Genomic DNA, 24,133 nt, shown 5'->3' with positions numbered 1-24,133 from the left:
CCAGGTCAGCGATAGGGGCGAGGCGCCTGGGCGCAGAGCCAGGCCTCGATCTCATCGGGTGGTAGCGGCTTGCCGAACAGGTAGCCCTGCATGACCGGGCAGCCGTGGGCCTGCAGCCACTGCTGCTGGCCGGTGGTCTCCACCCCCTCGGCCACCACCACCATGCCCAGGCTGTGCGCAATGCTCAGCACCGACACCGTGAGGGCGCGCGCCGTGGCGCTGGTGGTGAGGTCCTGCACAAAAGCCATGTCGAGCTTGAGCTCGCTGATGGGCAGGCGGTGCAGGTAGCTCAGGCTGGAATAGCCGGTGCCGAAGTCATCCAGCGACAGCTTGAAGCCCTGGTGGTGCAGGGCCTCGATGTTCTGCAGCGTGACGGGCCGCGCATCCATCATCACGCTCTCCGTGATCTCCAGCAGCACATCGCTGGCGCGCAGGCCATGGCGCCGCAGCGCATCGCTGATCTCCTGCGCAAACTCCGGCCGGTGGAAGCTGCGGCCCGACAGGTTGATGGCCACGCAGGGCACGTCGTGGCCTGCAGTGCGCCAGGCCGCCAGCTGGCGACAGGCTTCGTCCAGCAGCCACAGGGTCAGCTCATGGATCAGCCCGGCGTCCTCGGCCACGGGGATGAACTGCGACGGCGGCACCATGCCCCACTGCGGGTGGTTCCAGCGCGCCAGAGCCTCCACACCGTGCAAGGTGCCGGGGGAACTGCTGAGAACCTGCGGCTGGTAGTGCAGCGTGAGGCTGCGGTCGGACAGCGCCTGCTGCAGCGCGCGCTCCAGCGAGGCGCGCTCCTGGGCACGGCGGTTCATCTCGGCGCTGAACAGCTGAAGGCTGTGGCGATGGTCGCTTTTGGCCTGGTGCATGGCCTGGTCGGCATGGCGCAGCAGGGTGTCGATGGTGTCTCCATCGTTCGGAAACATCGCAATGCCGATGCTCGCGTGGGGCACATGGGTCTGCCCGAAGATGTCCAGCGGCTGGGCAATGTCGTGCAGCACGCGGTGGGCACTTTGTACAGCCTGTTCGGTGGTGCATTCGGAGAGCAGCAGCACAAATTCGTCGCCCGACAGGCGCGCGATCAGGTCGCGCGCGCGCAGGCCTTGTGTGAGGCGCTGGGCCACCTCGCTCAGCAGCGCATCGCCTGCGGCGTGCCCCTGGGTGTCGTTGACCTGCTTGAACCGGTCCAGGTCGAGGAACAGCAGGGCGCCTGTGTGGCGCCCCCGCTGCAGGTCGGCCAGTGCGCGCTCCCCGCTGCTGCGAAAGAGAGCGCGGTTGGGCAGCCCGGTCAGTACGTCAAAAAACGCGAGCTGATGGATGCGCTCGTGCGTGCTGTTGCGTTCGATGGCCAGTGCGCACAGGTGCAGGCACACATCCACCAGGCGGCGGTGCAGTGCATCGGGTGCGCGGGGCTCGCGAAAATAAAACGCAAAGGTGCCGATCGGCTGGCCCCGGTGGTCGCGAATGGGACTGGACCAGCAGGCGCGCAAACCGCTGTCGGCAAACAGGTCGCGGTAGTCGTCCCAGAGTGGGTCTGTGGCCATGTCGGTGACCACCACGGGCGCGTTGCGGAAGGCCGCAGTGCCACACGACCCGGCCGTGGGGCCAATCGCCAGTTCGTCCAGCGCATGACTGATGGTGGGTGGCAGGCTGGGCGCCGCCAGCGGGTGCAGCCGGCCCTGGGCATCCACCGCCAGGATGGTGGCGGTGACCTCGGGCGCGATGCGTTCGACCTCGCGGCAGACCAGGGCCATTAGCTCGGGCAGGGGCAACTCGTTGACCATGCCCTCCAGCACATGCGTCTGCAGGACCTCGTGCATCTTGGTGAGCGTGATGTCGGTCAGGATCGAAATGCTGCCCCCCGGTCCGCCGGAGCTTTCGTCGGACGCATTGATCACCAGGGACACCCAGCGTGGCTGCCCCGCCTTGCTGTAAAGCAGGGTATCCGTGCGAAAACTGCCTTTGGTCAGCACATTGCCCCGGATGCTTTCGAGCAGGTCCGGATCGGAGTGGGGGCCCAGCAAGACCTCGCTCAGGTGCCTGCCCAGCACCTCGGCGGGCTGGTAGCCAAACAACCGCGTGAATCCTTCATTGATATACACCACACGCTTGGAGCTGTTGGTCATCACCACCGCGTTGTCGCTGGCGTCCAGTGCGCGGCGAAGGGGGGCGTCTGCCAGGGCTGCGGGCGCGGAGATACAGGTCGGCGATGCTGGACCCGGAAGAGGCGGCATTAAAGCGGGCATGAATGTCCCAAAAATCGATGCTGGATGCTAGCAAGCACCCATGGCCCTGCCAAGCAGGATGTGTCCAACCGTCCTGCTTGTGAAGCTGTCCTTTTGCCGCACCACGTATTCGTGATGGGGGCGCGGAAGATCGGTTGTTCCAGAGGGCCTTGAACGCCGCGTGGATTTTTACGGACCATTCGGCAGTTGACCGGCAGGTACCTTTTCAGGAGCATGGAATCCGAACTACCGTGGCTTGTGGATGCGTACTACTTCCCGCGTCCAACTGTTGTCCCGTGTCATCCCGTTGTGCAAACTGACTTTGGCCCGTCGGACGTACTTTGCGATGGTTCCGCGGCTATCAACCCAATAGGTGACTTTTCCAGACAGCCCCCTGTATGACCGCAAGCTGGCCTCGATGCGGTAGGCGTACATCGTGCCCGCCGGCACGGTGATTTGTTCGTAGGCTGCCACTTTCATTTCCTGCTCTACCCATCCCACGTCGCCAATCGGCGTCTGGATGTTTTTGGGCATTGTTTCTTGCGACCGGCTGACCCATTTTTTTCCGATCTGAAACTCATCGGCGGGCAGTGACTGGAGGGGAGGGTCAAAGTCGATACCCATGTCATTGCGGACGGTGCCCCCCGCGAGGGTCACGATTTGCTTGCCGTTGTTGATTTCGACGAGGCCATCCTTGATCGATGTGACACGGAGTGTTTCCCGGCGTGTCTCCAGGTTGGTGAGGTAGTCCCGGTAAACGTACTCGATCTCGTCGCCGACCTGCACATCTCGCTGCACAGAGTGGCGCCCCTGTACGGGAGTTGCCGTGACCAAAGGCTGGGATATCTGGTTGAGCCGGCTCTGAGCGGCTTCACTGATCGCGCCAGAGGGGTAGGCTTGCAAAAATGCGTAGAAATCGTCCGGGTTGTGTGACTGCTTGATGCGGTCCCACTCCACTTTTTCGCGGAGAAATATCTGGTCGCGCTCTTCTGGCCGGGGCTTGGGCGGGGGCGCGACGGCAACCACCGAGCCTGCGCCCCGACCATCATTGAAGACAAAGTCTTCCTCCAGACTTGTGCTCTCCCATGGAATCTGGTTGCCACGGCTCTTTTGCCGTACCTGCAGGCGCACGCGTTTGAACACATCCTCGATGCGGGAGATGGGCTTGGCCATTTCCTGCAGCAGGTAACCTGTGTACAGGCCGTTCTCGCCTTCTCCATCGTCCGCGACATTGCCTGGCGCGGTGGCGTAGGCGAGAAACGTCCCTGGCACAGCATCGAGCTGCGCCAGCCCCTTGACAGACGCCGTACCTTCGAAGGGGTTGTTGCGGCAGGCATCGAGTACCAGGATATTGACGCGGTTGCCCGCCTGCTTGAAAGCGTTGATCACAGATTCCACATCGACCGCCTGTGCCACGACTTCAGTTTGGCTTCTAGGACGTGCGTCGACAGGCACCATGTAGTTGCGCCAGTCAATCTGGACTCCGTGCCCCGCGTAATACAGCATGCCCACGCCGCTCCTGCCGTGAAGCCGCTTGCGCGCATCTTCAATGGCCTCCGTCATCTGGCTGCGAGATCCATCGCGCAACTCAAGCACCTGGAAACCCAGCTTGCGCAGTTGTTCCGACATGGCCTTTGCATCATTGGCGGGATTCGACAGGGCTGCAGAACCAGAATAGGCCGAATTGCCTACCACCAAAGCAATGCGCACGTCCAGAGGTGCGTTGGCCTGCGCGGAGGCCGCCAGCGCCGCCAAGGCTAGCGACGCGCGTGCCAGAAGCCGTTTTGCGTACTGCGACGCTGCGAAGACTTGGATCAATGGTGGCCTCCCATCTTGCTCTCCGGTTCACTATATCGTTGGCTGGAGCATTCGCCAATTGGGAAAAGGGCTTGGCACTTCCGTCCTTGGTGCTGCGTGTCTGGAATAATCCCGCCCCATGAGCGGCAACACCATCGGTACCCTATTCGCAGTCACCAACTTTGGTGAATCCCACGGCCCGGCCATTGGCTGCGTGATTGACGGCTGCCCGCCCGGCATGCCGCTCACCGAGGCTGACATCCAGGCCGACCTGGACCGGCGCCGCCCTGGCACCAGCCGCCACGTCACACAGCGCAACGAGCCCGACGCGGTGGAGATCCTCTCTGGCGTGTACGAGGGCAAGACCACCGGCACCCCCATCGCTCTGCTGATCCGCAACACCGACCAGCGCAGCAAGGACTACAGCAATATCGCCGAGAGCTTCCGCCCCGGCCACGCCGACTACACCTACTGGCACAAGTACGGCATTCGCGATCCGCGTGGCGGTGGCCGGTCTTCCGCCCGCCTGACGGCACCCACCGTGGCCGCCGGCGCCGTGGCCAAGAAGTGGCTGGCCCAGCAGTACGGCGCGCAGTTTCGTGCCTGCATGACGCAGCTGGGCGAGTTGCCCATCCCTTTCGAGAGTTGGGACCACGTGCGCAGCAACCCTTTCTTTGCCCCCGTGGCCGACGTGGCGCAGTACGAGGATTACATGGACGCCCTGCGCAAGGCCGGTGACTCGTGCGGCGCCCGCATCCGGGTGCAGGCCACGGGCGTGCCGGTGGGCCTGGGCGAGCCGCTGTACGACAAGCTCGACGCCGACATTGCCCACGCCATGATGGGCCTGAACGCCGTGAAGGGTGTTGAAATTGGCGCAGGCTTTGCCAGCGTGGCCCACCGGGGCACCATGCATGGCGACTCGATGACGCCGCAGGGCTTCCGCACCAACAACGCTGGCGGCGTGCTGGGCGGTATCAGCACCGGGCAGGACCTGGAGGTGAGCATCGCCATCAAGCCCACCAGCTCCATCATCAGCCCGCGCGAGTCCATCGATATCCACGGCAAGAGCACCGAGGTGATCACCAAGGGCCGCCACGACCCCTGCGTGGGCATTCGCGCCGCGCCGATTGCCGAGGCGCTGCTGGCGCTGGTGGTGATGGAGCACGCGCTGCGTCACCGTGCCCAGTGCGGCGATGTAGTGCCACCTGTGCCGCCGATCCAGGCCTCGTTTCTGTAACACCAACTCCCACCGTCCCTAGGGCGGTGCCTCCGTATGAGCAACCGCTTGTTCCGGGCCTTTCACCGCAGGGCGCTGGCCGCCTTGGCGGCGCCGCTGTGGCTGGCTGGCTGTAGCGGCATTGCGTCCACCGCCCCTGCGGCGGGTAGCGCGCCGGCCCACATCGACATCACCCTCATCGGCTTCAACGACCTGCACGGCAACCTGGAGCCGCCCCACATGGCGCATCGGGTGCAGGGGCCCACAGGCCCGGTGCTGGCGCCTGCCGGGGGCATGGCGTATTTCGCCAGCGCCATGGCAGCCCTCAAGGCCCAGTCGCCGCACCATGCGGTGGTGTCGGCGGGTGACATGGTGGGTGCCTCGCCGCTGGTGTCGTCGCTGTTCCTGGACGAGCCCACCATTGAAGCCGTCAACCGCATGCAGATCGACTTCAACGCGGTCGGCAACCACGAGTTTGACCGGGGATGGCGAGAGCTACTGCGGCTGCAGAACGGTGGCTGCGAGAAATTCACCTCGCGCGAGCCTTGCCGCATCAGCAAACCTTTTGAGGGCGCCCAATTTGGCCTGCTGGCGGCCAACACGGTGCGTGAAGACGGGCGCACCCTGCTGCCGCCCACGGGGCTCAAGCGGTTTACCGAAGGCGGTGTCACCGTCACCATGGGGTTTATCGGCCTCACGCTGCAAGCCACACCGACCATGGTCAGCCCGTCCGGGGTCGCTGGGCTGCGTTTTGAGGACGAGGCGGCCACGGCCAACGCGCTGATCCCTCAGCTCAAGGCCCAAGGCGCCGATGTCATCGTGGTGGCCATCCATGAAGGCGGGGGCACCGCGGCGGGCGTGCAGGAGACCAGCTGCGCAGGCCTGTCGGGCGACATCGTGCCCATCCTGGAGCGCCTGGACCCGGCCGTGGATGTAGTGGTCTCCGGCCACACGCACCAGGCCTACGTGTGTGACTACAGCCGCGTGAACCCGGCCAAGCCCTTTTTGCTGACCAGCGCAGGCCAGTACGGCACGCTGCTCACCGACATCCAGCTGCGCGTGGATACGCAGACCCGCCGTGTGGTGAGCAAGACGGCGCGCAATGTGGTGGTGCAGGGCGAGGCCTTCACGGGCGCCCAGGGGCCGGTGCCGCTGACCACGGCCGTGCCGACGTTCCCTGCGGATCCCGGCGTGCAAAAGATCATCGACACCTACCGCGCTGCCGCCATTCCGCTGGCCCAGCGTCCAGTGGGGCAGGCCCAAGGGGCCATGCGCCGCCAGCCCAACGCGGCGCTGGAGAGCGTGCTGGGTAATCTGGTGGCGGACGCCCAGCTGCTGGCTACACGAGCGCCTGCGGATGGTGGTGCGCAGCTGTCCTTCATGAACCCGGGCGGCCTGCGCGCTGACCTGGTGCCGGATGAGCAGGGGCTGGTGCGTTACGGCCAGCTGTATGCGGTGCAGCCTTTTGGCAACCAGCTGGTGATCAAGACCTTCACGGGTGCGCAGATTCGCGCGGTGCTGGAGCAGCAGTTCGCCAGCGGGGGCAACACGGTGCAGCGGCCGCGGGTGTTGTCGGTGTCCAGCGGGTTCAGTTACCGCTACGACCTGAGCCAGCCCGCCGGGGCGCGCATCAGCCACATGGTGCTGAACGGCGCGCCGGTGACAGACATGCAGTCCGTGCGTGTGGTGATGAGCAGCTTTCTGGACAGCGGCGGTGACAACTTCACGGTGCTGACGCAAGGCCAGGACCGGCGCGTGGGTGAGCTGGACCTGGATGCGCTGGAGGCGTACTTCCGGCTGCAGAGCCCGGTGGCACCACCCGCTACCCACCGCATCAACCGCGTTGCGCCTGCCGCGCGCTGAAGCGTGCCAACTGGACGCCCTCGCTCGGAAGGGCTTAGTCGTCTGTGCGGCGCAACGCACCCAGCCATTGCAGCGGGTTGAAGCCGGTGACCAGCCCGGTCGCCACCAGCACCAGCGCGCCGCCCCAGAGCATGCCCGGCCCCAGTGCCTCGCCCAGAAAGATATGGCCCCAGGCCACGCCGAACAGCGGGATCATGAAGGCGGAACTCATGGCGGCCACGGGCGAGACATGTTTGAGGACCCGCAGGTTGAGCCAGTAGGCGAGCCCCGAGGTCACGATGCCCATCACGGCCACGGCAGCCAGCGCCTCGGGAGTGAAACGTGCGGTGGGCAATGTCCAGGCCGCCCCGGGCAGCAGCAGAACCAGGGCAGCGGCGTGGATACCGGCCGCGATCGACAGCGGTGACATGCGGGTGGTCGCCCGCTTCATCCAGGTGAGAGACAGGCCGTAGCACGCCGCAGCGGTCACGCACGCGCCTGCCGCAAGCAGTACCGCCGAGGTGGGCGCCACAGGCCCCAGCTGCACGATCAGCGCCACCCCTGCAAAGCCGCAGAGGCAGCCCGCCCATTTGCGCGTGCTCAGCGTGTCTTCCTTCATCCAGGCGGCGGCGATCACGCCAAACGGCACGGCCATGGTGTTGAGCAGAGAGCTGTAGCCCGCTGGCAGGTGCAGGGCCGCCCAGGCGTACAGCAGAAAAGGCGCTGCCACCGTCAGTGCACCCAGCCCCAGCAGCTCCCGCCAGTGGCGCCAGGGCCAGGGCTCACCCACCCAGCGCATGATGCCGATCAGCGTGAGAGTGGCCAGCCCAATGCGCAGCGCGGCCATCACATTCGGACCCAGTACCGGGCTGGCGATGCGGATGAACAAAAAGGAAGCGCCCCACAGGGCAGACAGCAGCACCAGCTGCAGGAAATGGCGGGTTTTCACCGCGCGCATTGTCAGGCACCTGCGCAGTGTTTGCCGGAGTGTGGGATGGCAGTTTTGATGCAAAAACTGCTTGAAGCGCTAGTCCATCATACTGCGATAGCTATCAAATTAGTAGCAATTGCAGGGTAGCTTGCGCGACATGCGCAGGGGCCATGGCAGAACCTGGGAGTGCGCAATGTGTGCCAACGGTGCCGCGCTTTGCATTGGCCAGACGAGGTAGCAGGGGCGGGGGCTGCGAAGGGGCGGTCATCCGCGTGACGGCCACCCTGGGGGGCGTGGCTACTTGCGCACCTCATCCACCATGGCGCGAAAGTCGTCGATGTCTTCAAAGCTGCGGTACACGCTGGCAAAGCGGATGTAAGCCACCTTGTCGAGCTTCTTGAGCTCGCGCATCACCAGCTCGCCAATGCGGCTGGAGATCACTTCGCGCTGGCCCAGGTTGAGCAGCTTTTCTTCGATGCGCTCGATGGCGCTGTCGATCTGGTCTGTGCTGACCGGGCGCTTGCGCAACGCCAGGTTGAAAGAGCCCAGCAGCTTGCTGCGGTCGTATTCAATGCGCCGACCGTCTTTTTTGACGATGGCCGGGAAGTTCACTTCCGGCCGCTCGTAGGTGGTGAAGCGCTTGTCGCACGCGCCGCACTGGCGGCGGCGGCGGATGAAGACCCCATCCTCAGACACCCGCGTTTCAACAACTTGCGTTTCGAGGTGGCTGCAGAAGGGGCACTTCATGGGCGCTGAGGACCGGCTTGTTGCTTAACGGTAGACCGGGAAACGAGCGGTCAGGGCGTTGACCTTGGCACGCACGGCGGCGATGTTGGCTTCGTCGCGGGGGTTGTCCAGCACATCGGCAATCAGGTTGGCCGTGATGCGGGCTTCTTCTTCCTTGAAGCCACGCGTGGTCATGGCGGGGGTGCCAATGCGCACGCCGCTGGTCACCATCGGCTTTTCAGGGTCGTTGGGGATCGCGTTCTTGTTGATGGTCATGTGGGCGGCGCCCAACACGGCCTCCGCTTCCTTGCCGGTAATGCCCTTGGCGCGCAGGTCCACCAGCATCACGTGGCTTTGCGTGCCGCCGGACACGATGCGCAGGCCGCGTGCGGTCAGCGTCTCCGCCACGACCTTGGCGTTCTTGGCCACTTGCTCCTGGTAGGCCTTGAACTCGGGCTGCAGCGCTTCCTTGAAGGCTACGGCCTTGGCAGCGATCACGTGCATCAGCGGGCCGCCTTGCAGGCCGGGGAAGATGGCGCTGTTGATGGCCTTCTCGTGCTGTGCCTTCATCAGGATGATGCCGCCACGGGGGCCGCGCAGGCTCTTGTGCGTAGTGGATGTGACCACGTCGGCGTGGGGCACGGGGTTGGGGTACACACCGGCGGCAATCAGGCCGGCATAGTGGGCCATGTCCACCATGAAGATCGCGCCCACGTCCTTGGCCACCTTGGCAAAACGTGCAAAGTCGATGTGCAGGCTGTAGGCCGAGGCACCGGCGATGATCAGCTTGGGCTTGGTCTCGTGCGCCTTTTTCTCCATCTCTTCGTAGTCGATGGCTTCGTTGGCATCCAGGCCATAGGACACAACGTTGAACCACTTGCCAGACATGTTCAGCGGCATGCCGTGCGTCAGGTGGCCGCCTTCGGCCAGGCTCATGCCCATGATGGTGTCGCCGGGCTTCAAGAAGGCCAGGAACACGGCCTCGTTGGCCGATGCGCCGCAGTGGGGCTGCACGTTGGCGGCTTCTGCGCCGAACAGCTGCTTGACCCGGTCGATGGCCAGTTGCTCGGCCACGTCCACATGCTCGCAGCCACCGTAGTAGCGCTTGCCTGGGTAGCCTTCTGCGTATTTGTTGGTCAGCTGGGTGCCCTGGGCCCACATCACGGCGGGGGAGGCGTAGTTCTCGCTGGCGATCAGCTCGATGTGGTGCTCTTGGCGCGCGTTCTCCGCCTGGATGGCGGCAAACAGCTCGGGGTCGGTTTGTTCGACAAGAATTTTGCGGTCGTACATGATTGGCAGTCCTATGAACTTGTGTCCCTTGAAACAAGGGCTGCCCAGGCGAACGGCTGAACGCATGGGGCAGGGCCCCTGCGGCACGCTTCCCAGTGGTTCACAAGAAGTAGGTTCTTGCTGGTTTCCACGTCAGCGGCAACATCCAGTGGCTGGATGCTGCGCCTATCGCCAGTCGCGTACCCCGTTAGTGTAGCCGACACGGCGCCGGTGCTGCACCGTCCGAACCGCTGGGCGCCAGGGTTGTTGCCTGGGTGCCGGGAGCCTGCAGGGTTACAGGCCAGGTGTCAGCAAAGCCACCTTGTCGCTGGCTGCCGCAGGGGCTGTGGTGCGGGGCACCGCCGCGGGGATGCTCTGCACGGGAGCCTGGGTAGACAAGGAGGGTGGAGGATTGAAAGGCACTGCGCGACCGCCGGCCACCTGGCGCAGGCGCAAATGTTCCGCCATCACCTTGGCGGCATAGCCTCCGTCGTCGGCCATGTTGCCTGCACCCACATAAAAGCGCAGGCCGCCTTCGAGCGAGCCAGCGCGAGCAATGCATTCCTGCAGCACCTTCACACCGACCCGCAGGTTGCTCACCGGGTCAAAGGCTGCAAAGTGACCCCCGAAGTTCTGGTACTTGTCAGTGTGCACGCGGGTCATCACCTGCATGAGTCCCTGTGCGCCCACGGCGCTTTCGGCAAACGGGTTGAAGCTCGACTCGATGGCCATGATGGCCAGGATCAGGGTGGGGTCGATCTTGGCGCGGGTGCCAATCTCGTAGGCCTCGGCCACTAGTGCGCTCAGGGGCTCAGGGGCCACGCGGTACTTTTTGCTGAGCCAGAAGGCCACGGCTGCCTGCTCCTTGGGCAGATCCTTGGGGTTCACCGCCGTAGCGCGCTCGCTGGCTTCTGGCTCGATGGGCATGCCCAGCATTTCAACCTGGCGGGCTTGCAGCCAGTTCATCAGTTGCTCTTCACCAGCCTGGCGCAGATCGGGCCGTGCAGTGAGGGCAATGACGACAAAGGCAACGGCCAAGCCGATGAGGGCGAAGCTGTTGTGGGTGATTTCAAGAAAACCTTCGGTCACGTCGGCCGCGAAGGTTCGCACGCCGGAGACTATTTTTCCTGACGCTGTCATAGCTCTTCCTTTCTGAAGCGGGCCAGTGAAGCGGGGCAGTCGCAGTGGACTGTGCTTTGCTGGCAGATCGCCTGGATTGGTACGCCATCAAGTCCGGGCTGCACGTCTGTGGAGTGCTTGGCGCCCTGGGTTGACTTAGCCGGGTTCGGCAGCGATTGGGGTTTGTACTAGCCCTGTTTTTGGGGCTGGCGGATTCTAGAAGCTCACTAAATGCATAGTCAATACTAACAAAACAATTTTTAAGACATAAAAATTATGAAAAACATGTGAAAAATCACAGTTTTTGTGGGGTGAGGGGCTGTTCAGCGCTGTGGGTGGGCCGGTGGTGGCTGACATCACCATGTCAAATTCAATCGGGCTTTTCTCCGCCATTGAGAATCCGATTTGAGTTGGCCGAGTGAGTTTGATAAGGTGGAGGCGCCTGTAGATTTCAGGCATCGCCAGACGAAGCGAAGTCTCCCTCCGAGGGCATTCAGTGCCAAGGTGCAGCAGATGCCGCTTCCATGGCAACCCCTGGAGGCAATACCTTGCCTCCTCGCCATGCGGACCTTTCTCTCCGCATCGCGACCGATGGCAAAGACCGTTGTGTCAGCCGTCAAGCCCGGCGGGCAGGCCCTTCAGGCACTGCTCGTCGGGCTTTCTTATTGGTGCTTCGCCTTGTGGGTGGGCGGCGCTGTCTTATATATAGATAATGGGGGCTGTTCCCTAGAGCGGCGACCCTTCGCCCGGAGTGTCGCGCGGCGTTCTCGCAGAGGTCCATCAGCGGGGCGGCCTGCCTCGCAAAGCCTTGTGCCAGATCACCTGGCTGGTGTGGATGATGCTCCCCGCCACGGCTTGCTGGCCCAATCCGGTGAAAATAGCCCTTTTGTTGCCCTGGCGTGCGCATGGTGCGGTCGCTCGGGCACGGCCCCAGGCCCTGCGCCAGGGATGCCTTCGTAATCCATTGGATCCATGTTTCCATTTTTTTCCCGCAGCAAAATGTCCGACGCACCTGAAGTGAATCCGGCCCCGGCCAAAACCCACGAGCCGCACCCGCTCGATGCGCTGACCGGCGGCGCTTTTTCTGCCGCTACGTCGGGTGAGCGCGCTTCCCGCATCCGTGACTGGCTGGCCACGCAGCCAGCGCCTGAGCAGCTGCAGGAGGTGTTCAAGGAGTTGAGCGGACGTGACAAGGGCGCAGCCCGCGCCGTGCGCGAACGGCTGGACGAAATCCGCCGTGCCAAGGGGCAAGAGGCTATTGCGGCCGAATGGGCGGACAAGGCCCAGGCACTGCTGGCGGCCCCCAAGCTCAATATTGCAGATGCCCTGGCCTGGCAGCGGGATGCCGCCAAGGCGGGTGCGCCTCTGTCGCGCGAGCCGCTGTCGCTGCTCAAGGTGCAGCTGGCGGACCGTGTGAAGGTCATTGAAGACCTGCAGCACCGCGTGCAGGTGCAGCGCGAGGCCGCTGTGCTGCTGGCGCAGCGCATTGAAGTGCTTTCCACCAAACCCTGGCGTGATGCCCATGCTGCGCTGGAGCTGCTGCGCGCCGATGTCGCGCGCTGGCAGGAGCAGGCCCAGGAGCTCACGGGCGATGCGAGCTGGGCGAGCGTCGAAGCGCGGTTTCCCCCTTTGCTGGATGCCTCTCGCACCCAGTTGCTGGTGGTGTGGGAGGCTTTTCAGCCCGCAGTCGCCCAGGCGGCTGCAGCGGCAGAAGATGTCTCCGCGCCCCTGCCTCCTGTGCCGGTGTGGGCGGACGAATTGCGCGCTGCCCGTGGCCTGCCCACGGAGGCCGCCGCCGCTGCGGCTGCTTCAGCAGCGGCCAGCAAGCCAGCCCGTGTCGCCAAACCCAAGGTGGCGCCAGAGGTGATCGAAAAGGCGCACCAATTGGTGCGCGATGCTTTGGCAACGCTCGAAAAAGAAACCGCTGAAGGCCACGGCAAGGCCAGCGCTGGCGCAGCGGCTGCGCTGCGCGCCGTGCTCAAGGTGCATGGCAAACACATTGACAATGCCCTGGAGCAGCAGGTGCACACGGCGCTGGTGGCTGCCGGTGAGCTGGAAGGCTGGCAACGCTGGAGTGCCGACCAGGTGCGTGAAGACCTGGTGGCCAAGGCCGAAGCGCTGCTCAACCGCCCCGAGGGCCAGGCCCTGGGTGGCCGCAAGATGCAGGAGACCCTGCGCAATTTGCGAGACCAGTGGAAGCAGGCAGACCAGGGTGGTGCGCCTAACCACGCCCTGTGGAAGAAATTTGATGAAGCCTGCAACGCGGCGCACAAGGTGGTCGAGGCCTGGCTGGACAAGATCCGCACTGAAGCGGCCGAGCACAAGGCTCAGCGCCTGGCGCTGATCGAGGAGGTCAAGGCCTGGGCGCAAGAACACGCTGCGTCGGGCGACTGGAAGGCCATCAACCGCTCGCTGTATCAGTTCGGCGATCGCTGGCGCGAAGGCGGGCATGTGGGCGAGAAGATTTTTGCAGAGCTGCAGCCCCTGTGGAAACAGGCCATTGCCCTGGCCGCTGCCCCCCTGGAGGCTGCACAGAAGGAAAGCCTGGCGCGTCGCCACGCGATGATCGACGAGGCCACAGCCTTGGGCGCGGCACCCGCTTTGCGCATCGATGCCGTCAAGGCGTTGCAACAGCGCTGGCAGGCTGAGGCACAGACCGTGCCGCTGGACCGCAAGCACGAGCAAAAGCTGTGGGACGCATTCCGCAAGCCCATTGATGAAGCGTTCAATCGCAAGTCGGCGGATCGTGACCGTGCTGTCACCGAACTGAGTGCGCGGGACCGCGTCGTTCTGGACGCCTCCAAGGCCCTGGAGGCTGCCAACGCCACGGGTGATGCGCAGCAGATCCGTGCCGCGATGCAGGCGCTGGAGGCTGCATTGCGCGGCCAGGCCCAGGCGGCTGAAGCGGTCGCCACGGCCAACAAGGATGCCCAGTCGCATGCCGACGCGCAGGCGAGTGCTGCTCCAGCTGCTACTGAAATTGCAGCAGAGGCCTCTGCCGAGGCTGCGGAAGGTGGTGACACCGCTGCAGCCGCGCCTGCGCCGGCACCTGCAGCCCCCAAGCCTGCTGCACGACCTGTTGTGGCGGTGCGTGGGGATGACCGCCCTGGCATGAAGAAAGACGCTCCGGTGGCCCCCGGCCGTGGTGCGCGACCGGGTGACCGCCGCGATGGTCGTCCTGGCGACCGTGACGGTGCCCGCGGCCCACGCAGTGATGGCCGCATGGGCGATCGCGCTGACCGGGGAGGCCGTTTTGGTGATCGTCCAGCCTTCGAGGACCGTGGCCCTCGCTTGGGGGACACGGCATTCCGTGCTCAGCGCGAGGCGATGGAGCACGCACAGCTGGCTCTGAAGAAGTTGGCCGCACAGGCCCACGGCGAAGCCTTGACCCAGCTGTTGACCGCATGGGAAAAGCGCGATGCAGCGCTGGTCCCCGGCACGCAAGATCTGGGTTCGGGTGTGACGGCATCGGTGCGCAGTGCCTGGACACAGGCATTGTCGGCTGCGCCCAAGGGCGATGCGGCAGAAGCGCTGCTGCGCCTCGAAATGGCGGCCGAGGCCCCAACGCCTGCCGAGCACATTGCTGCGCGGCGCATGTTGCAACTGCAGTTGCTGACGCGCCGCAACGACCCTGCGCCCACCCAGACCTGGGGTCAGGATGTGGCGCGGGTGCTGGCGAGCAATAGCGATGCGGCGAACGCACGCCGTTTGCAGAACGTGCTCAAGACGCTGCTGCGCAAGTAGTTGAAGGGCCGGGGCGCGCGCCGCGGCGCGTGTACCCTCAGGGCAGCAGACAGAACGAAAAACGAGACCGCTGGCGGTCTCGTTTTTTATTTGCTTTGATGGTTTGAAAACAAAAAAGCCGTTGCGGATGCAACGGCTTTTTATATGTTTGGTGCCCAGGAGAGGACTCGAACCTCCACGATGTTACTCGCTAGTACCTGAAACTAGTGCGTCTACCAATTCCGCCACCTGGGCTTTCAGATCAGCCTCAAATTATAGGACAAGAAATTCGGGCTTCTGAAGAGTTTTCAAAAAAATGTGCCGTTGGCTCAAAAATCTTTGGCCGCAGCAGGGCACGCAAAACATATCAGCAAATAAAAAAGCCGCTGGGTGTACAGCGGCTTCGATATTTTGAAAACCAACGCTGGTTCTCGTTAAACTTGGTGCCCAGGAGAGGACTCGAACCTCCACGATGTTACTCGCTAGTACCTGAAACTAGTGCGTCTACCAATTCCGCCACCTGGGCATTTCAGGAAAGACTAAGATTGTATAACAAAAAATCCACCCCCGGCACGCAGCCAGCCACACATTTGTCGCAAGAGATCGAAGGCAGCGTGCAAGGGCACCGTGATGGACACGGTTTCGTCATCCGCGACGATGGCGAAGGCGACATCTATATTCCCCCGAACGAAATGCGCGCAGTCCTGCACAAGGACCGTGTGCGCGTGCGCATCGTGCGCCAGGACCGCCGTGGCCGTCCCGAAGGCCGCGTTGTGGAAATCATCGAACGTCCACCCCAGCCCATCATCGGCCGACTGCTGCAGGAAAGCGGTGTGTGGCTCGTGGCTCCCGAAGACAAGCGCTATGGCCAGGATGTACTGATCCCCAAGGGCGCTACAGGCGCCGCGAAGCCCGGGCAGGTCGTGGTGGTTGAGCTGACAGAACCTCCAGCCTTGTTCGGCCAGCCTGTGGGGCGTATTACCGAAGTGCTCGGTGAAGTGGACGACCCTGGCATGGAGATTGAGATCGCGGTGCGCAAGTACGGCGTGCCACACGAGTTCTCTGCAGAGTGTCTCGCCCAGGCCAAGGAGCTGCCCGACAAGGTGCGCGCGCAGGACAAGAAACGCCGCGTGGACCTGACCGACGTGCCCCTGGTCACCATCGACGGCGAAGACGCGCGCGACTTCGACGATGCCGTGTACTGCGAGCCCGCCAAGGTTGGCCGCAGCAAGGGCTGGCGTCTGCTGGTGGCGATTGCCGACGTGAGCCACTATGTGGAAACGGGCAGCGCCATCGACATCGATGCCTACGACCGTGCCACCAGCGTGTACTTTCCGCGCCGCGTGATCCCCATGCTGCCCGAGAAGCTCAGCAACGGGCTCTGCTCGCTCAACCCCGAGGTGGAGCGCCTGTGCATGGTCTGCGACATGCTGGTCACCGCCAAGGGCGAGGTGCACGCATACCAGTTCTATCCGGCCGTGATGTTCAGCCACGCGCGCTTCACGTACACCGAAGTCGCAGCCATCCTGGCCAACACGCGCGGCCCGGAAGCCAGCAAGCGCAAGGACCGTGTCAAGGACCTGCTCAACCTGCATGACGTGTACCGTGCGCTGCTCATCGCGCGCCAGGCGCGCGGCGCCGTGGACTTCGAGACCACCGAGACGCAAATTGTGTGTGACGAAAACGGCCGCATCGAAAAGATCGTGCCGCGCACCCGCAACGACGCGCACAAGCTCATCGAGGAAGCCATGCTGGCCGCCAACGTGTGCAGCGCCGACTTCATTGCACAGGGTGGCCAGCCGGGCCTGTTCCGCGTGCACGAAGGCCCCACGCCCGAGAAGCAGGAGATCCTGCGCAACTACCTCAAGGCCATGGCTGTGGGCATGACGATTGGCGACGACCCCAAGCCGGGCGACTTCCAGGCGATTGCTACGGCGACCAAGGATCGGCCCGACGCACAGCAGATCCACACCATGCTGCTGCGCTCCATGCAGCAGGCCATCTACACGCCCATCAACAGCGGCCACTTCGGCCTGGCGTTCGATGCCTACACCCATTTCACCAGCCCCATTCGTCGGTATCCCGACTTGCTGGTGCACCGGGTCATCAAGGCCATCCTGAGCAAGACGAAGTACGCGCTGCCGTCCTTGCCCACACCCGGCGAAGCCCATGCCAAGCTGGCCAAACGTCTGGCTGCGCGCGTGGCCGCACCTGGCACCAAGCCACGCAAGGATGTGAAACCGCCCAGCCGCGACACCCAGGCCTGGGAGGCCGCCGGCCTGCACTGCAGTGCCAACGAGCGCCGCGCCGACGAGGCCAGCCGCGATGTGGAAGCCTGGCTCAAGTGCAAGTACATGCGCGAGCACCTGGGCGAGGAATACAGTGGCGTGGTCAGTGCTGCGACGAGCTTCGGCATCTTCGTGACGCTGGACGCGATGTACGTCGAGGGGCTGGTGCACATCACCGAATTGGGCGGCGAATACTTCAAGTTCGACGAGGCGCGCCAGGAGCTGCGCGGCGAGCGCACCGGCATCCGCTACGCCATCGGCGCGCGGGTGCGGGTGCAGGTGAGCCGTGTGGATCTGGACGGGCGCAAGATCGACTTCCGCCTGGTGCGCGAAGGCGAGGAGCTGCTGGGCCGCGCGCTCAAGGACAAGGGTGTGGGCACCGAGGGGGCTGGTGGTGGCGCCCGCAAGGCGGGTGGTCGGTCCGGCGGACGCAAAGCCGACAAGGCCGCAGGTCCATCTGCCACCGAGCAGGCAGGCCTGACCCGCGAGCGGGCCGCGCGTTCGCCGATCCAGTCGCTCAAAGCCTCGGTCAAGAAGGCGGTGGCGGGTAAGTCCAGCAAAGGCAAAGCGCGCAAGCCACGCCGCGGCTGAGGTCGTCGAGCTGGTGGACCAATGCCCTCCAGCTCGTCTCATCATTGCTATTTAATTGATAGCTGCAAGCGCATATAGAACATGCGCTTGCGGCTATTTTTTATTGAAGTGTGCATGTTTGGCGGCTTGAGGGGCGCTCGATTGCTCCAGAAAGCGCGCATACCGTTGTGCCGTGTCGGCGGGGGCTTCCATCATGGGCAGGTGCCCGATGCCAGGCAGTGCGGCGATGTGTGCCTGCGGAAGCAGCTTCTGCACCGTCTGAAGGCCGCTTCGGTCGAACACGCGGTCGCTGTCGCCCCACAGGAACAGGGTGGGGTGCTGCTGCAGGCGGGCCAGGTGTTGTTCCAGCAGATAGCGGTCTTTCAGTTGCGCGTCCCACAGGCGGGTGTTGGATGCAGCGTTGCGCAGCGCGTCCTGCTCGGAGGCATGCAGGATGGGGTAGGGCAGGAAGGGGCGCTTTTCAAACACCAACTCCATCATCGCTTTGAAGGCGGTGGCATCGTGGGCCACCAGCGGGCGGTGCCCGGCGTCGATGAGGCGGTCCATGGTGCTGGGCTGGGGCGAGCGTATGCCGTGGGGCGCGCCGATGAAGGCCACGCTGGCTACGCGCTCGGGGTACCGCAGGGCAAAGAGCGCTGCGATCGTGCCACCCATCGAGTTGCCAGCCAGATGCACTTGCGCCAAGCCGAGTACATCCAGAAACGCGGCGAGGCGCGTCACGTGGGCGGCATAGTCGTAGGCTTGGTCATCGCGCCGCGTGCTTTCGCCAAAGCCCGCGATATCTGGGGCAATCACCCGGTACTGGCCTGTGAGGGGGCGCGCAAAATCGACCCAATGGTCCTTCTCCGCAAAAATGCCGTGCAGCAGAACAATGGGCGTTCCAGCATCTGCTCCACTGCCGACGGCCAGCGCGGGGTTTGGGGGCGTGCCGTTGTCCAGGTAGTGGATGGTGTGCATCGCCGCGTTGGTGGTTTTTTCTTCCAGGCCAGACAGATGGCGATTGGCCCTGAGCAGGGGCTCTTTGAACAGTGAAGGGGCCCCGTAGTAGAGGCCGGCTGTGCCCAGTACCAGTGCCGTTGCAACAGAAATAGCGATGCGTTTCAAGAAGCGTTCTCCAGGGATATGGCTGCGTACACGTCAGGGGCCCTGCTTGCACACCGGCAGGCCCCCTGACAGGAGAGGCAAGGCTACGGAGATCTCGGTAAAAAAACTTGTAGGTTTGGGCTATGCCGGCACGCAACACACTGACCCTGGGCACTGACCGCGCGCTCTACGTCGGGGAGATCCCGGCCACGGGCTGGCACTGCCATGCGTCGCCGGTGCTGTTGATGGGGCTCTCGGGCCGGTTTGCGGTGCACTGGGGGCCAGGGCGTATGGAAACCTGCCACAGCGCGTTGGTCGATGCCGGGGTGGAGCACCTGTTTGATCCCTGTGGTGAAGTGGTGGCGCTGGTGTACCTGGAGCCAGATTCGGCGCAGGCGCGCGGCCTGCGGGGGCTGTTCGGGCAAGAGGGGGGTGTGGTGGTGGACGTTGCAGTCCCGGTGGGCGCGCGCAGTGCCATGGAGGGTTATCTGCATCACTTCGACCTGCCCGCCTTGCTGCGGTGCCCGCTCGATAGCGAGGTGGCGCCGCTCGACCCACGCGTCGTCCGCAGCCTGCATGTGCTGCGCCATCCGCAGGCGGGGCGGGTGGCACGGGGTGACCTGGCCTCGGGCGTCCAGCTTTCGGCATCGCGTTTCAACCACCTGTTTCGCGCCGAGATGGGCGTGAGCTTGCGCACCTATCGGGTCTGGTCCCAGGTGCGGTTGGCGATGGCGGGGCTGGCGGTCAGCCCGCGCCTGACCGACGCGGCGCTACACGGCGAGTTTTCTGATTCGGCCCACTTCAGCCGCATGTTCCGGCAGACCTTTGGCATGACACCGTCGAGCGTGCTCAAGCCGCTCAGGAAGGTGACCTTGCTGGCCTGAGGCTCAGCTTCCGCCCACGCGCTGCGCCAGCGCACTGGCCGTCAGCGCCTGGCCTGCTGGCCAATCATCAGCCGCCTGGCCATGCTGGCACACCGCTTCACTCGCCGCGCGCAAGGCGCTGGCGCCTGCGGCCAGGTGGGCGCCCACCATGCCTGCCAGCACATCGCCCGTACCCGCCGTGGCCAGCCGCGCATTGCCCGTGGGGTTGATGGCCTGGACGCGGTCGGGTGCAGCGATCACGGTGCCCGAGCCCTTGAGCACGGCCACGCAGTTGAACTGGTTGGCCAGTTGCTGCGCGGCATCCAGCCGGTGGGCCTGGACCTCGGCCGTAGTCAGGCCCAGCAGGCGCGCAGCCTCCAGCGGGTGCGGTGTGAGCACCGTGGGTTGCCCGTGCTGTCCGCGTGCCACCACCAGCGCGTGCAGTGCGGCCTGGGTGGCGATGGTGTTGAGCGCGTCGGCATCCAGCACCAGTCGGGCCGTGCGGGTGATGACCTCGGGCAGCACGCGTGCGATGGCCTGCCCGCCGCCACAGCCGCAGACCACGGTGAGCTGTTCGAGCGCGAGGGCGTCAAAGCGGCGGAACATCAACTCCGGCTGCTGCAGGTCCAGTTGCAGATGCCCATCGTCCAGCAGGGCCACCAGCACCCGGCCCGCGCCGCTGTGAAGAGCGGCCGAAGCGGCCAGCAGTGCGGCGCCCGCCATCCCCATGCCCCGCGCTGCCAGTCCTTCGCCGCCCACCACTGCCACGTCGCCATAGCTGCCCTTGTGGCTGGCGTGGGCGCGGGGGGCGGGCAGGGCGGGGCCGGAGAGCCAGGCGTTGGGCGGCTCGTGCCCGGGTTCTACGCCCAGATCATCCAGCCAGACCTGGCCTGCTGCGTCCCGCCCGGCGGCGGTGAACAGGCCGGGCTTGAGGGTGAGCAGACTCAGCGTGTGGTGTGGCGGGGGCGCTTGGTGGTGCAGGTGGGGTGGGGTGTCGGGCGCCAGGCCTGCGGCAAACTGGCCGGTGTCCGCGTCCAGCCCGCTGGGCAGGTCCACGGCCAGCACGGGGGCCGGGCTGCGGTGCAGGGCTTGCAGGCAGGCTCTGAGCCTTGCGTCGGGCGCGCGTGCGGGGCTGTGGGGTGACGAAGAGACGCCAATGCCCAGCAGCGCATCAATGCACAGGTCGTTGGCCCCCAGCTCGTCGGGGGCAGTGTCTGCCCAGGATACGCCCGCATCCCGTGCGCGCTGCCAGGAGGCCCTGGCATCCGCCGGGGCCGTATCGGGCTGGCCCAGCCAGGTCACGACCACTCTGCGGCCACTGCGCTGCAGGTGCATGGCAGCCTCAAGTCCGTCACCCCCGTTGTTACCGGGGCCGCAGGCAATCCACACGGTGCGTGCGTGGGGTGCCAGCGCCTGGGCCAGTTGCGCCACGGCCAGGCCGGCGCGCTGCATGAGCGTGTGCGGGGGCAGGGCGGCTGCCGCCGCTTTTTCCAGGCGGCGTGTGGCGGCCGTGTTGAACAGGGGATAAGGCTGGTGGGCGGTGACGCGGTGCATGGGCTGCAAGGGGCAAGGGCTGCTGCCAGCGGCAGCGCGCCTGCCATTGTGCGCCGATGCCCCGTGGGGGCAAAGCGCAGGCTCTTAGAACCGCCGCATGCCCAGCCCGTCCAGCGACACCTCGGGTTCCCGCTGCGCGATCAGGTCGGCCAGTGCCCGCGCGCTGCCGCAGGCCAGGGCCCAGCCGCCAGCGCCATGGCCGGTGTTGAGCCACAGGCCCGGCACGCCGCTGGCGCCCACCACCGGGGCACCGTCTGGCAGCATGGTGCGGGCACCACGCCAGATCTGCAGGTTGGATGAGAGCTGCGCGCCCCCGGGGAACCAGTCGTTCAGCGTGCGGTACAGGCGCTGCAGTGTGGGGGTGTGGTGCTCGGCATCGGCCCCGGCCAGTTCAGCGCCACCGGCAATGCGCACGCGCTGGCCCAGGCGGGTGATGGAGATTTGCTGGCCCGCATCCACCACGCTGGCGCGGGGGGCGTGGGTGGATTCGCGCAGCGGGGCGCTCACGGAGTAGCCGTACACAGCCGCCATGGGCAGCCCCAGGCCCAGTGCGGGCAGCAGCGTGGCCGATGCCATGCCGGCGCACAGCACCACGGCATCAAAGCGTCGCAGGTCCGTTTCGCCCTGCAGCACCACGCCCGTGGGGCTTGTGCCGACGCGGTCTACACGGGTGTTGAACACAAACTGCACCCCTGCGCCTTGGATGCCCTGGCGCAGCAACTGTGCAAACAGACGGCAGTTGCCCGCGCGCGCATCGGGCAGGTGGATCGCGCCGGCCAGCGGGGCTTCGGGCGAGAGGCCAGGCTCGATCTGGCGCGCCACGTCGGCGTCGATCTCACGCAGGGCCACGCCGCTGTCGCGCAGCACTTGCAGCGCGGGTTGCAGGCGGGTGCGGTCTTCTTCGGTGCGCAGCAGCACCAGGCGGCCGTCGCTGGCTTCAAAGTCCAGCTCATGCTGGTTCGCAATGGCCTGCAGTCGAGCTTGGCTGTATTGCGCCAGGCGTTCGACCGCGGCGGCCGGGGCGCTGTGGCTGCGCGCCATGCTGCGCCAGCGCCGCAGCCAGGCCCAGTTGGCGCGGGTCAGGCCGCCAGCCAGCCGCAGGGTGGCCTGTGTCCCCATCAGTCGCAGCGGCTGGCCGAAGCCCGGCAGCGCCCAGGGGCTGAGCAGGTGGGGCGCCAGCAGCCCGGCGGTGGCAAAGCTGGCCTCTTCGGCGGCCGCACTGCGTTGTTCAAACACCGTGACTTCGTGGCCGTCGCTGGCCAGTTCGTACGCGGTGGTGACGCCGACAATGCCGGCGCCCACGATGGCAATCTTCATGAATTTGGGTGTTTTTGGCTTGTAGCGCTAGTGAATCATGCGCTGGTAGCTATTATTTTTGTAGTGTTTGCTCGATCTGCAGGCTGATGTTGAGCACCGTGTCATCCCTGAGCGCCCCGTGCCAGACCATCAGTCCGACCGGGAGTTCCCCTTGCACGTGGCAGGGGAGCGACAGCGCACAGCCGTCCAGCAGATTGACCACACTGGTGTTGCGCAGCAGCAGGTTGTTGACGCGGAAGAACTCGGCATCGCGGGCGGCGTCCCGGGCCTTGTCCACGCCATCTGCGTGGGCGACATCGGCCAGCAGTGGCGCCACGATGGGCACGGTGGGGGACAGCAGGGCGTCGTACGGCTCCATGTCGGCGATCATGCGTGCAATCCATTGCTGGCGCGCCTGCAGCAGGTCGATGTATTCCCAGGCCATCAGCGTGGCCCCTTTTTCGATGCGCATGCGCACCCGGGGGTCGTAGCGGCCGCCTGCGCGCTGCAGCAGCTCGCGGTGCCAGGCGTAGGCTTCTGGGGCGGCAAAGCCGTAGGCGGGCTGCTCCAGCACAGCGGGCAGGGCGATGGTGTCGATCTGCGCGCCCGCCTGGCGCAAGGCTTCCACACTGCGCTCAAAGGCGCGCGCCACGGGGGCGTCGAGCCCGTCCAGGAAGAGGGTGGACGGCACCGCCAGCCGATACTGGGACAGCGGCGCCAGGCTGCGCGTCACCCGCCGGGCGGCCAGCACCTCGTGCGCCACGATGGCGTCGCGCACGGTGCGCGTCATGGCGCAGGCGGTGTCCAGGGTGGTGGACAGCGGCACGGCGCCGGCGGTAGGCACCAGCCGGGCGGTGTTCTTGAAGCCCACGATGCCGTTGAGCGCCGCTGGAATGCGGATGGAGCCACCGGTGTCTGATCCCAGACCGATGAACGCCGCGCCAGTGGCCACCGATACCCCGGCGCCGGACGAAGACCCGCCGGGCACGCGGGGCGCGCCGGGCAGGGTGCCAAAGCGGGCATCCCAGGCAACAGGCGTGCCGTAGTGGGGGTTGACGCCCACGCCAGAGAACGCGAACTCCACCATGTTGGTGCGGCCGATCAGGCTGGCACCTGCTGCGCGCAAGCGGGCCACGGCCGGGCAGTCCTCGGATGCTGTGGGAGCGTCTGCGAGCGCGGTGGAGCCCGCCGGGGTGGGTTGGCCGGCCACGTCAAACAGGTCCTTCACCGACACCGCCAGCCCGGCCAGGGGCAACTGGGCCACACCCGGCTGCATCGCCGTGGTGCGTGCCTCGTCAAACAGCGTGCGCACAAAGCTGTGGGTGTTGGATGCGGCCTGGGCGGCGTCGATGCAGCGCTCGAGTTCGGCGGGCGCGGTGGTGGCGCCGTCCCGCAGTTGCTCACGGGTGGCGATCAGGTCAGGGAGCATGGGTGTGCTAGAATCTTTGGGTTTTGCTGGGAGCAGTAGCGCAGTGGTGCAAGGTTTGCACAACCGGCGTGGCCGCTGCGGCAAGACCAATCGCAAAGCAGCCCTGTCAAGGTGTTGCAGTGTTCGTGAGGATCACGGCACCGCAAATATTGGGGCTGATTTTAGACCTAACCTTTGGAGTATT

Annotated in this window: 15 protein-coding genes, 2 tRNA genes and 1 riboswitch; of the genes, 5 read left to right on the top strand and 12 right to left on the bottom strand. The window is 65.3% G+C overall.

Features of this window, described 5'->3' with window-relative positions; translation table 11 throughout:
• Positions 1-5 precede the first annotated feature (5 nt).
• Both ASD75_RS04765 and ASD75_RS04760 read right to left on the bottom strand, forming a co-directional pair.
• A complete protein-coding gene (locus tag ASD75_RS04765; RefSeq protein WP_082564889.1) occupies positions 6-2,231 on the bottom strand; it encodes an EAL domain-containing protein in 2,226 nt (741 codons plus the stop codon).
• A 237-nt stretch (positions 2,232-2,468) separates the two neighbouring features.
• Positions 2,469-4,040 (bottom strand): caspase family protein, encoded by a 1,572-nt coding sequence (locus tag ASD75_RS04760; RefSeq protein ID WP_082564888.1) that lies wholly within the window; start codon positions 4,038-4,040, stop codon positions 2,469-2,471.
• Positions 4,041-4,158: 118 nt separating this feature from the next.
• Here ASD75_RS04760 and aroC point away from each other — a divergent pair, with 118 nt between their 5' ends.
• Positions 4,159-5,256 (top strand): chorismate synthase, encoded by a 1,098-nt coding sequence (gene aroC / locus ASD75_RS04755; protein ID WP_056743643.1) that lies wholly within the window; start codon positions 4,159-4,161, stop codon positions 5,254-5,256.
• Positions 5,257-5,292: 36 nt separating this feature from the next.
• On the top strand, positions 5,293-7,098 hold the full coding sequence (locus ASD75_RS04750; protein ID WP_056743641.1) for a bifunctional UDP-sugar hydrolase/5'-nucleotidase: 1,806 nt from the start codon (positions 5,293-5,295) through the stop codon (positions 7,096-7,098).
• A gap of 34 nt (positions 7,099-7,132) precedes the next feature.
• Here ASD75_RS04750 and ASD75_RS04745 read toward each other — a convergent pair whose 3' ends face one another.
• From ASD75_RS04745 to ASD75_RS04730, 4 genes are all read right to left on the bottom strand, one after another.
• Positions 7,133-8,035 (bottom strand): DMT family transporter, encoded by a 903-nt coding sequence (locus ASD75_RS04745; protein WP_056067168.1) that lies wholly within the window; start codon positions 8,033-8,035, stop codon positions 7,133-7,135.
• A gap of 270 nt (positions 8,036-8,305) precedes the next feature.
• On the bottom strand, positions 8,306-8,755 hold the full coding sequence (gene nrdR, locus ASD75_RS04740) for a transcriptional regulator NrdR (RefSeq protein ID WP_015013541.1): 450 nt from the start codon (positions 8,753-8,755) through the stop codon (positions 8,306-8,308).
• Positions 8,756-8,779: 24 nt separating this feature from the next.
• On the bottom strand, positions 8,780-10,024 hold the full coding sequence (gene glyA / locus ASD75_RS04735; RefSeq protein WP_056743639.1) for a serine hydroxymethyltransferase: 1,245 nt from the start codon (positions 10,022-10,024) through the stop codon (positions 8,780-8,782).
• A 35-nt stretch (positions 10,025-10,059) separates the two neighbouring features.
• A riboswitch (ZMP/ZTP riboswitch) is annotated at positions 10,060-10,213 on the bottom strand.
• Between the two features lie 84 nt (positions 10,214-10,297).
• Positions 10,298-11,143 carry a lytic transglycosylase domain-containing protein gene (locus ASD75_RS04730; RefSeq protein WP_056743637.1) on the bottom strand — a complete coding sequence of 282 codons (846 nt, stop codon included), beginning with the start codon at positions 11,141-11,143 and terminating at the stop codon, positions 10,298-10,300.
• 951 nt (positions 11,144-12,094) lie between these two features.
• Between ASD75_RS04730 and ASD75_RS04725 the strand changes: the two genes are divergently transcribed.
• The gene (locus tag ASD75_RS04725) at positions 12,095-14,866 is read left to right on the top strand and encodes a DUF349 domain-containing protein (protein ID WP_056743635.1); all 2,772 of its coding nucleotides are present in this window, start codon (positions 12,095-12,097) and stop codon (positions 14,864-14,866) included.
• 149 nt (positions 14,867-15,015) lie between these two features.
• On the opposite strand, the gene ASD75_RS04720 is transcribed toward ASD75_RS04725, so the two are convergent.
• Positions 15,016-15,100 (bottom strand) — tRNA-Leu (locus ASD75_RS04720).
• Between the two features lie 186 nt (positions 15,101-15,286).
• Positions 15,287-15,371 (bottom strand) — tRNA-Leu (locus ASD75_RS04715).
• A 19-nt stretch (positions 15,372-15,390) separates the two neighbouring features.
• Between ASD75_RS04715 and rnr the strand changes: the two genes are divergently transcribed.
• Complete coding sequence (gene rnr / locus ASD75_RS04710; RefSeq protein ID WP_056067177.1) at positions 15,391-17,724, top strand: ribonuclease R; 2,334 nt, start codon at positions 15,391-15,393, stop codon at positions 17,722-17,724.
• Between the two features lie 93 nt (positions 17,725-17,817).
• Here the strand turns inward: rnr and ASD75_RS04705 are convergent, their stop codons facing one another.
• Entirely contained in the window at positions 17,818-18,828 is a 1,011-nt protein-coding gene (locus ASD75_RS04705) for an alpha/beta fold hydrolase (RefSeq protein WP_056743633.1), read from the bottom strand.
• Between the two features lie 122 nt (positions 18,829-18,950).
• On the opposite strand from ASD75_RS04705, the gene ASD75_RS04700 reads away from it, so the two are divergent.
• The gene (locus ASD75_RS04700; protein ID WP_056743631.1) at positions 18,951-19,691 is read left to right on the top strand and encodes an AraC family transcriptional regulator; all 741 of its coding nucleotides are present in this window, start codon (positions 18,951-18,953) and stop codon (positions 19,689-19,691) included.
• Positions 19,692-19,694: 3 nt separating this feature from the next.
• On the opposite strand, the gene ASD75_RS04695 is transcribed toward ASD75_RS04700, so the two are convergent.
• The 3 genes from ASD75_RS04695 to ASD75_RS04685 form a co-directional block, all read right to left on the bottom strand.
• Positions 19,695-21,224 (bottom strand): bifunctional ADP-dependent NAD(P)H-hydrate dehydratase/NAD(P)H-hydrate epimerase, encoded by a 1,530-nt coding sequence (locus ASD75_RS04695; protein WP_056743721.1) that lies wholly within the window; start codon positions 21,222-21,224, stop codon positions 19,695-19,697.
• Positions 21,225-21,308: 84 nt separating this feature from the next.
• Complete coding sequence (locus ASD75_RS04690) at positions 21,309-22,541, bottom strand: FAD-dependent oxidoreductase (RefSeq protein WP_056743629.1); 1,233 nt, start codon at positions 22,539-22,541, stop codon at positions 21,309-21,311.
• 52 nt (positions 22,542-22,593) lie between these two features.
• Positions 22,594-23,949 (bottom strand): amidase, encoded by a 1,356-nt coding sequence (locus tag ASD75_RS04685; protein ID WP_056743627.1) that lies wholly within the window; start codon positions 23,947-23,949, stop codon positions 22,594-22,596.
• Positions 23,950-24,133: the final 184 nt, after the last annotated feature.

Origin of the sequence: Acidovorax sp. Root568 (assembly GCF_001427445.1) — a bacterium.
GTDB lineage: Bacteria > Pseudomonadota > Gammaproteobacteria > Burkholderiales > Burkholderiaceae_C > Acidovorax > Acidovorax delafieldii.
The sequence above is the reverse complement of the archived record's forward strand: the minus strand, read 5'-3'. Positions and strand labels throughout refer to the sequence as shown.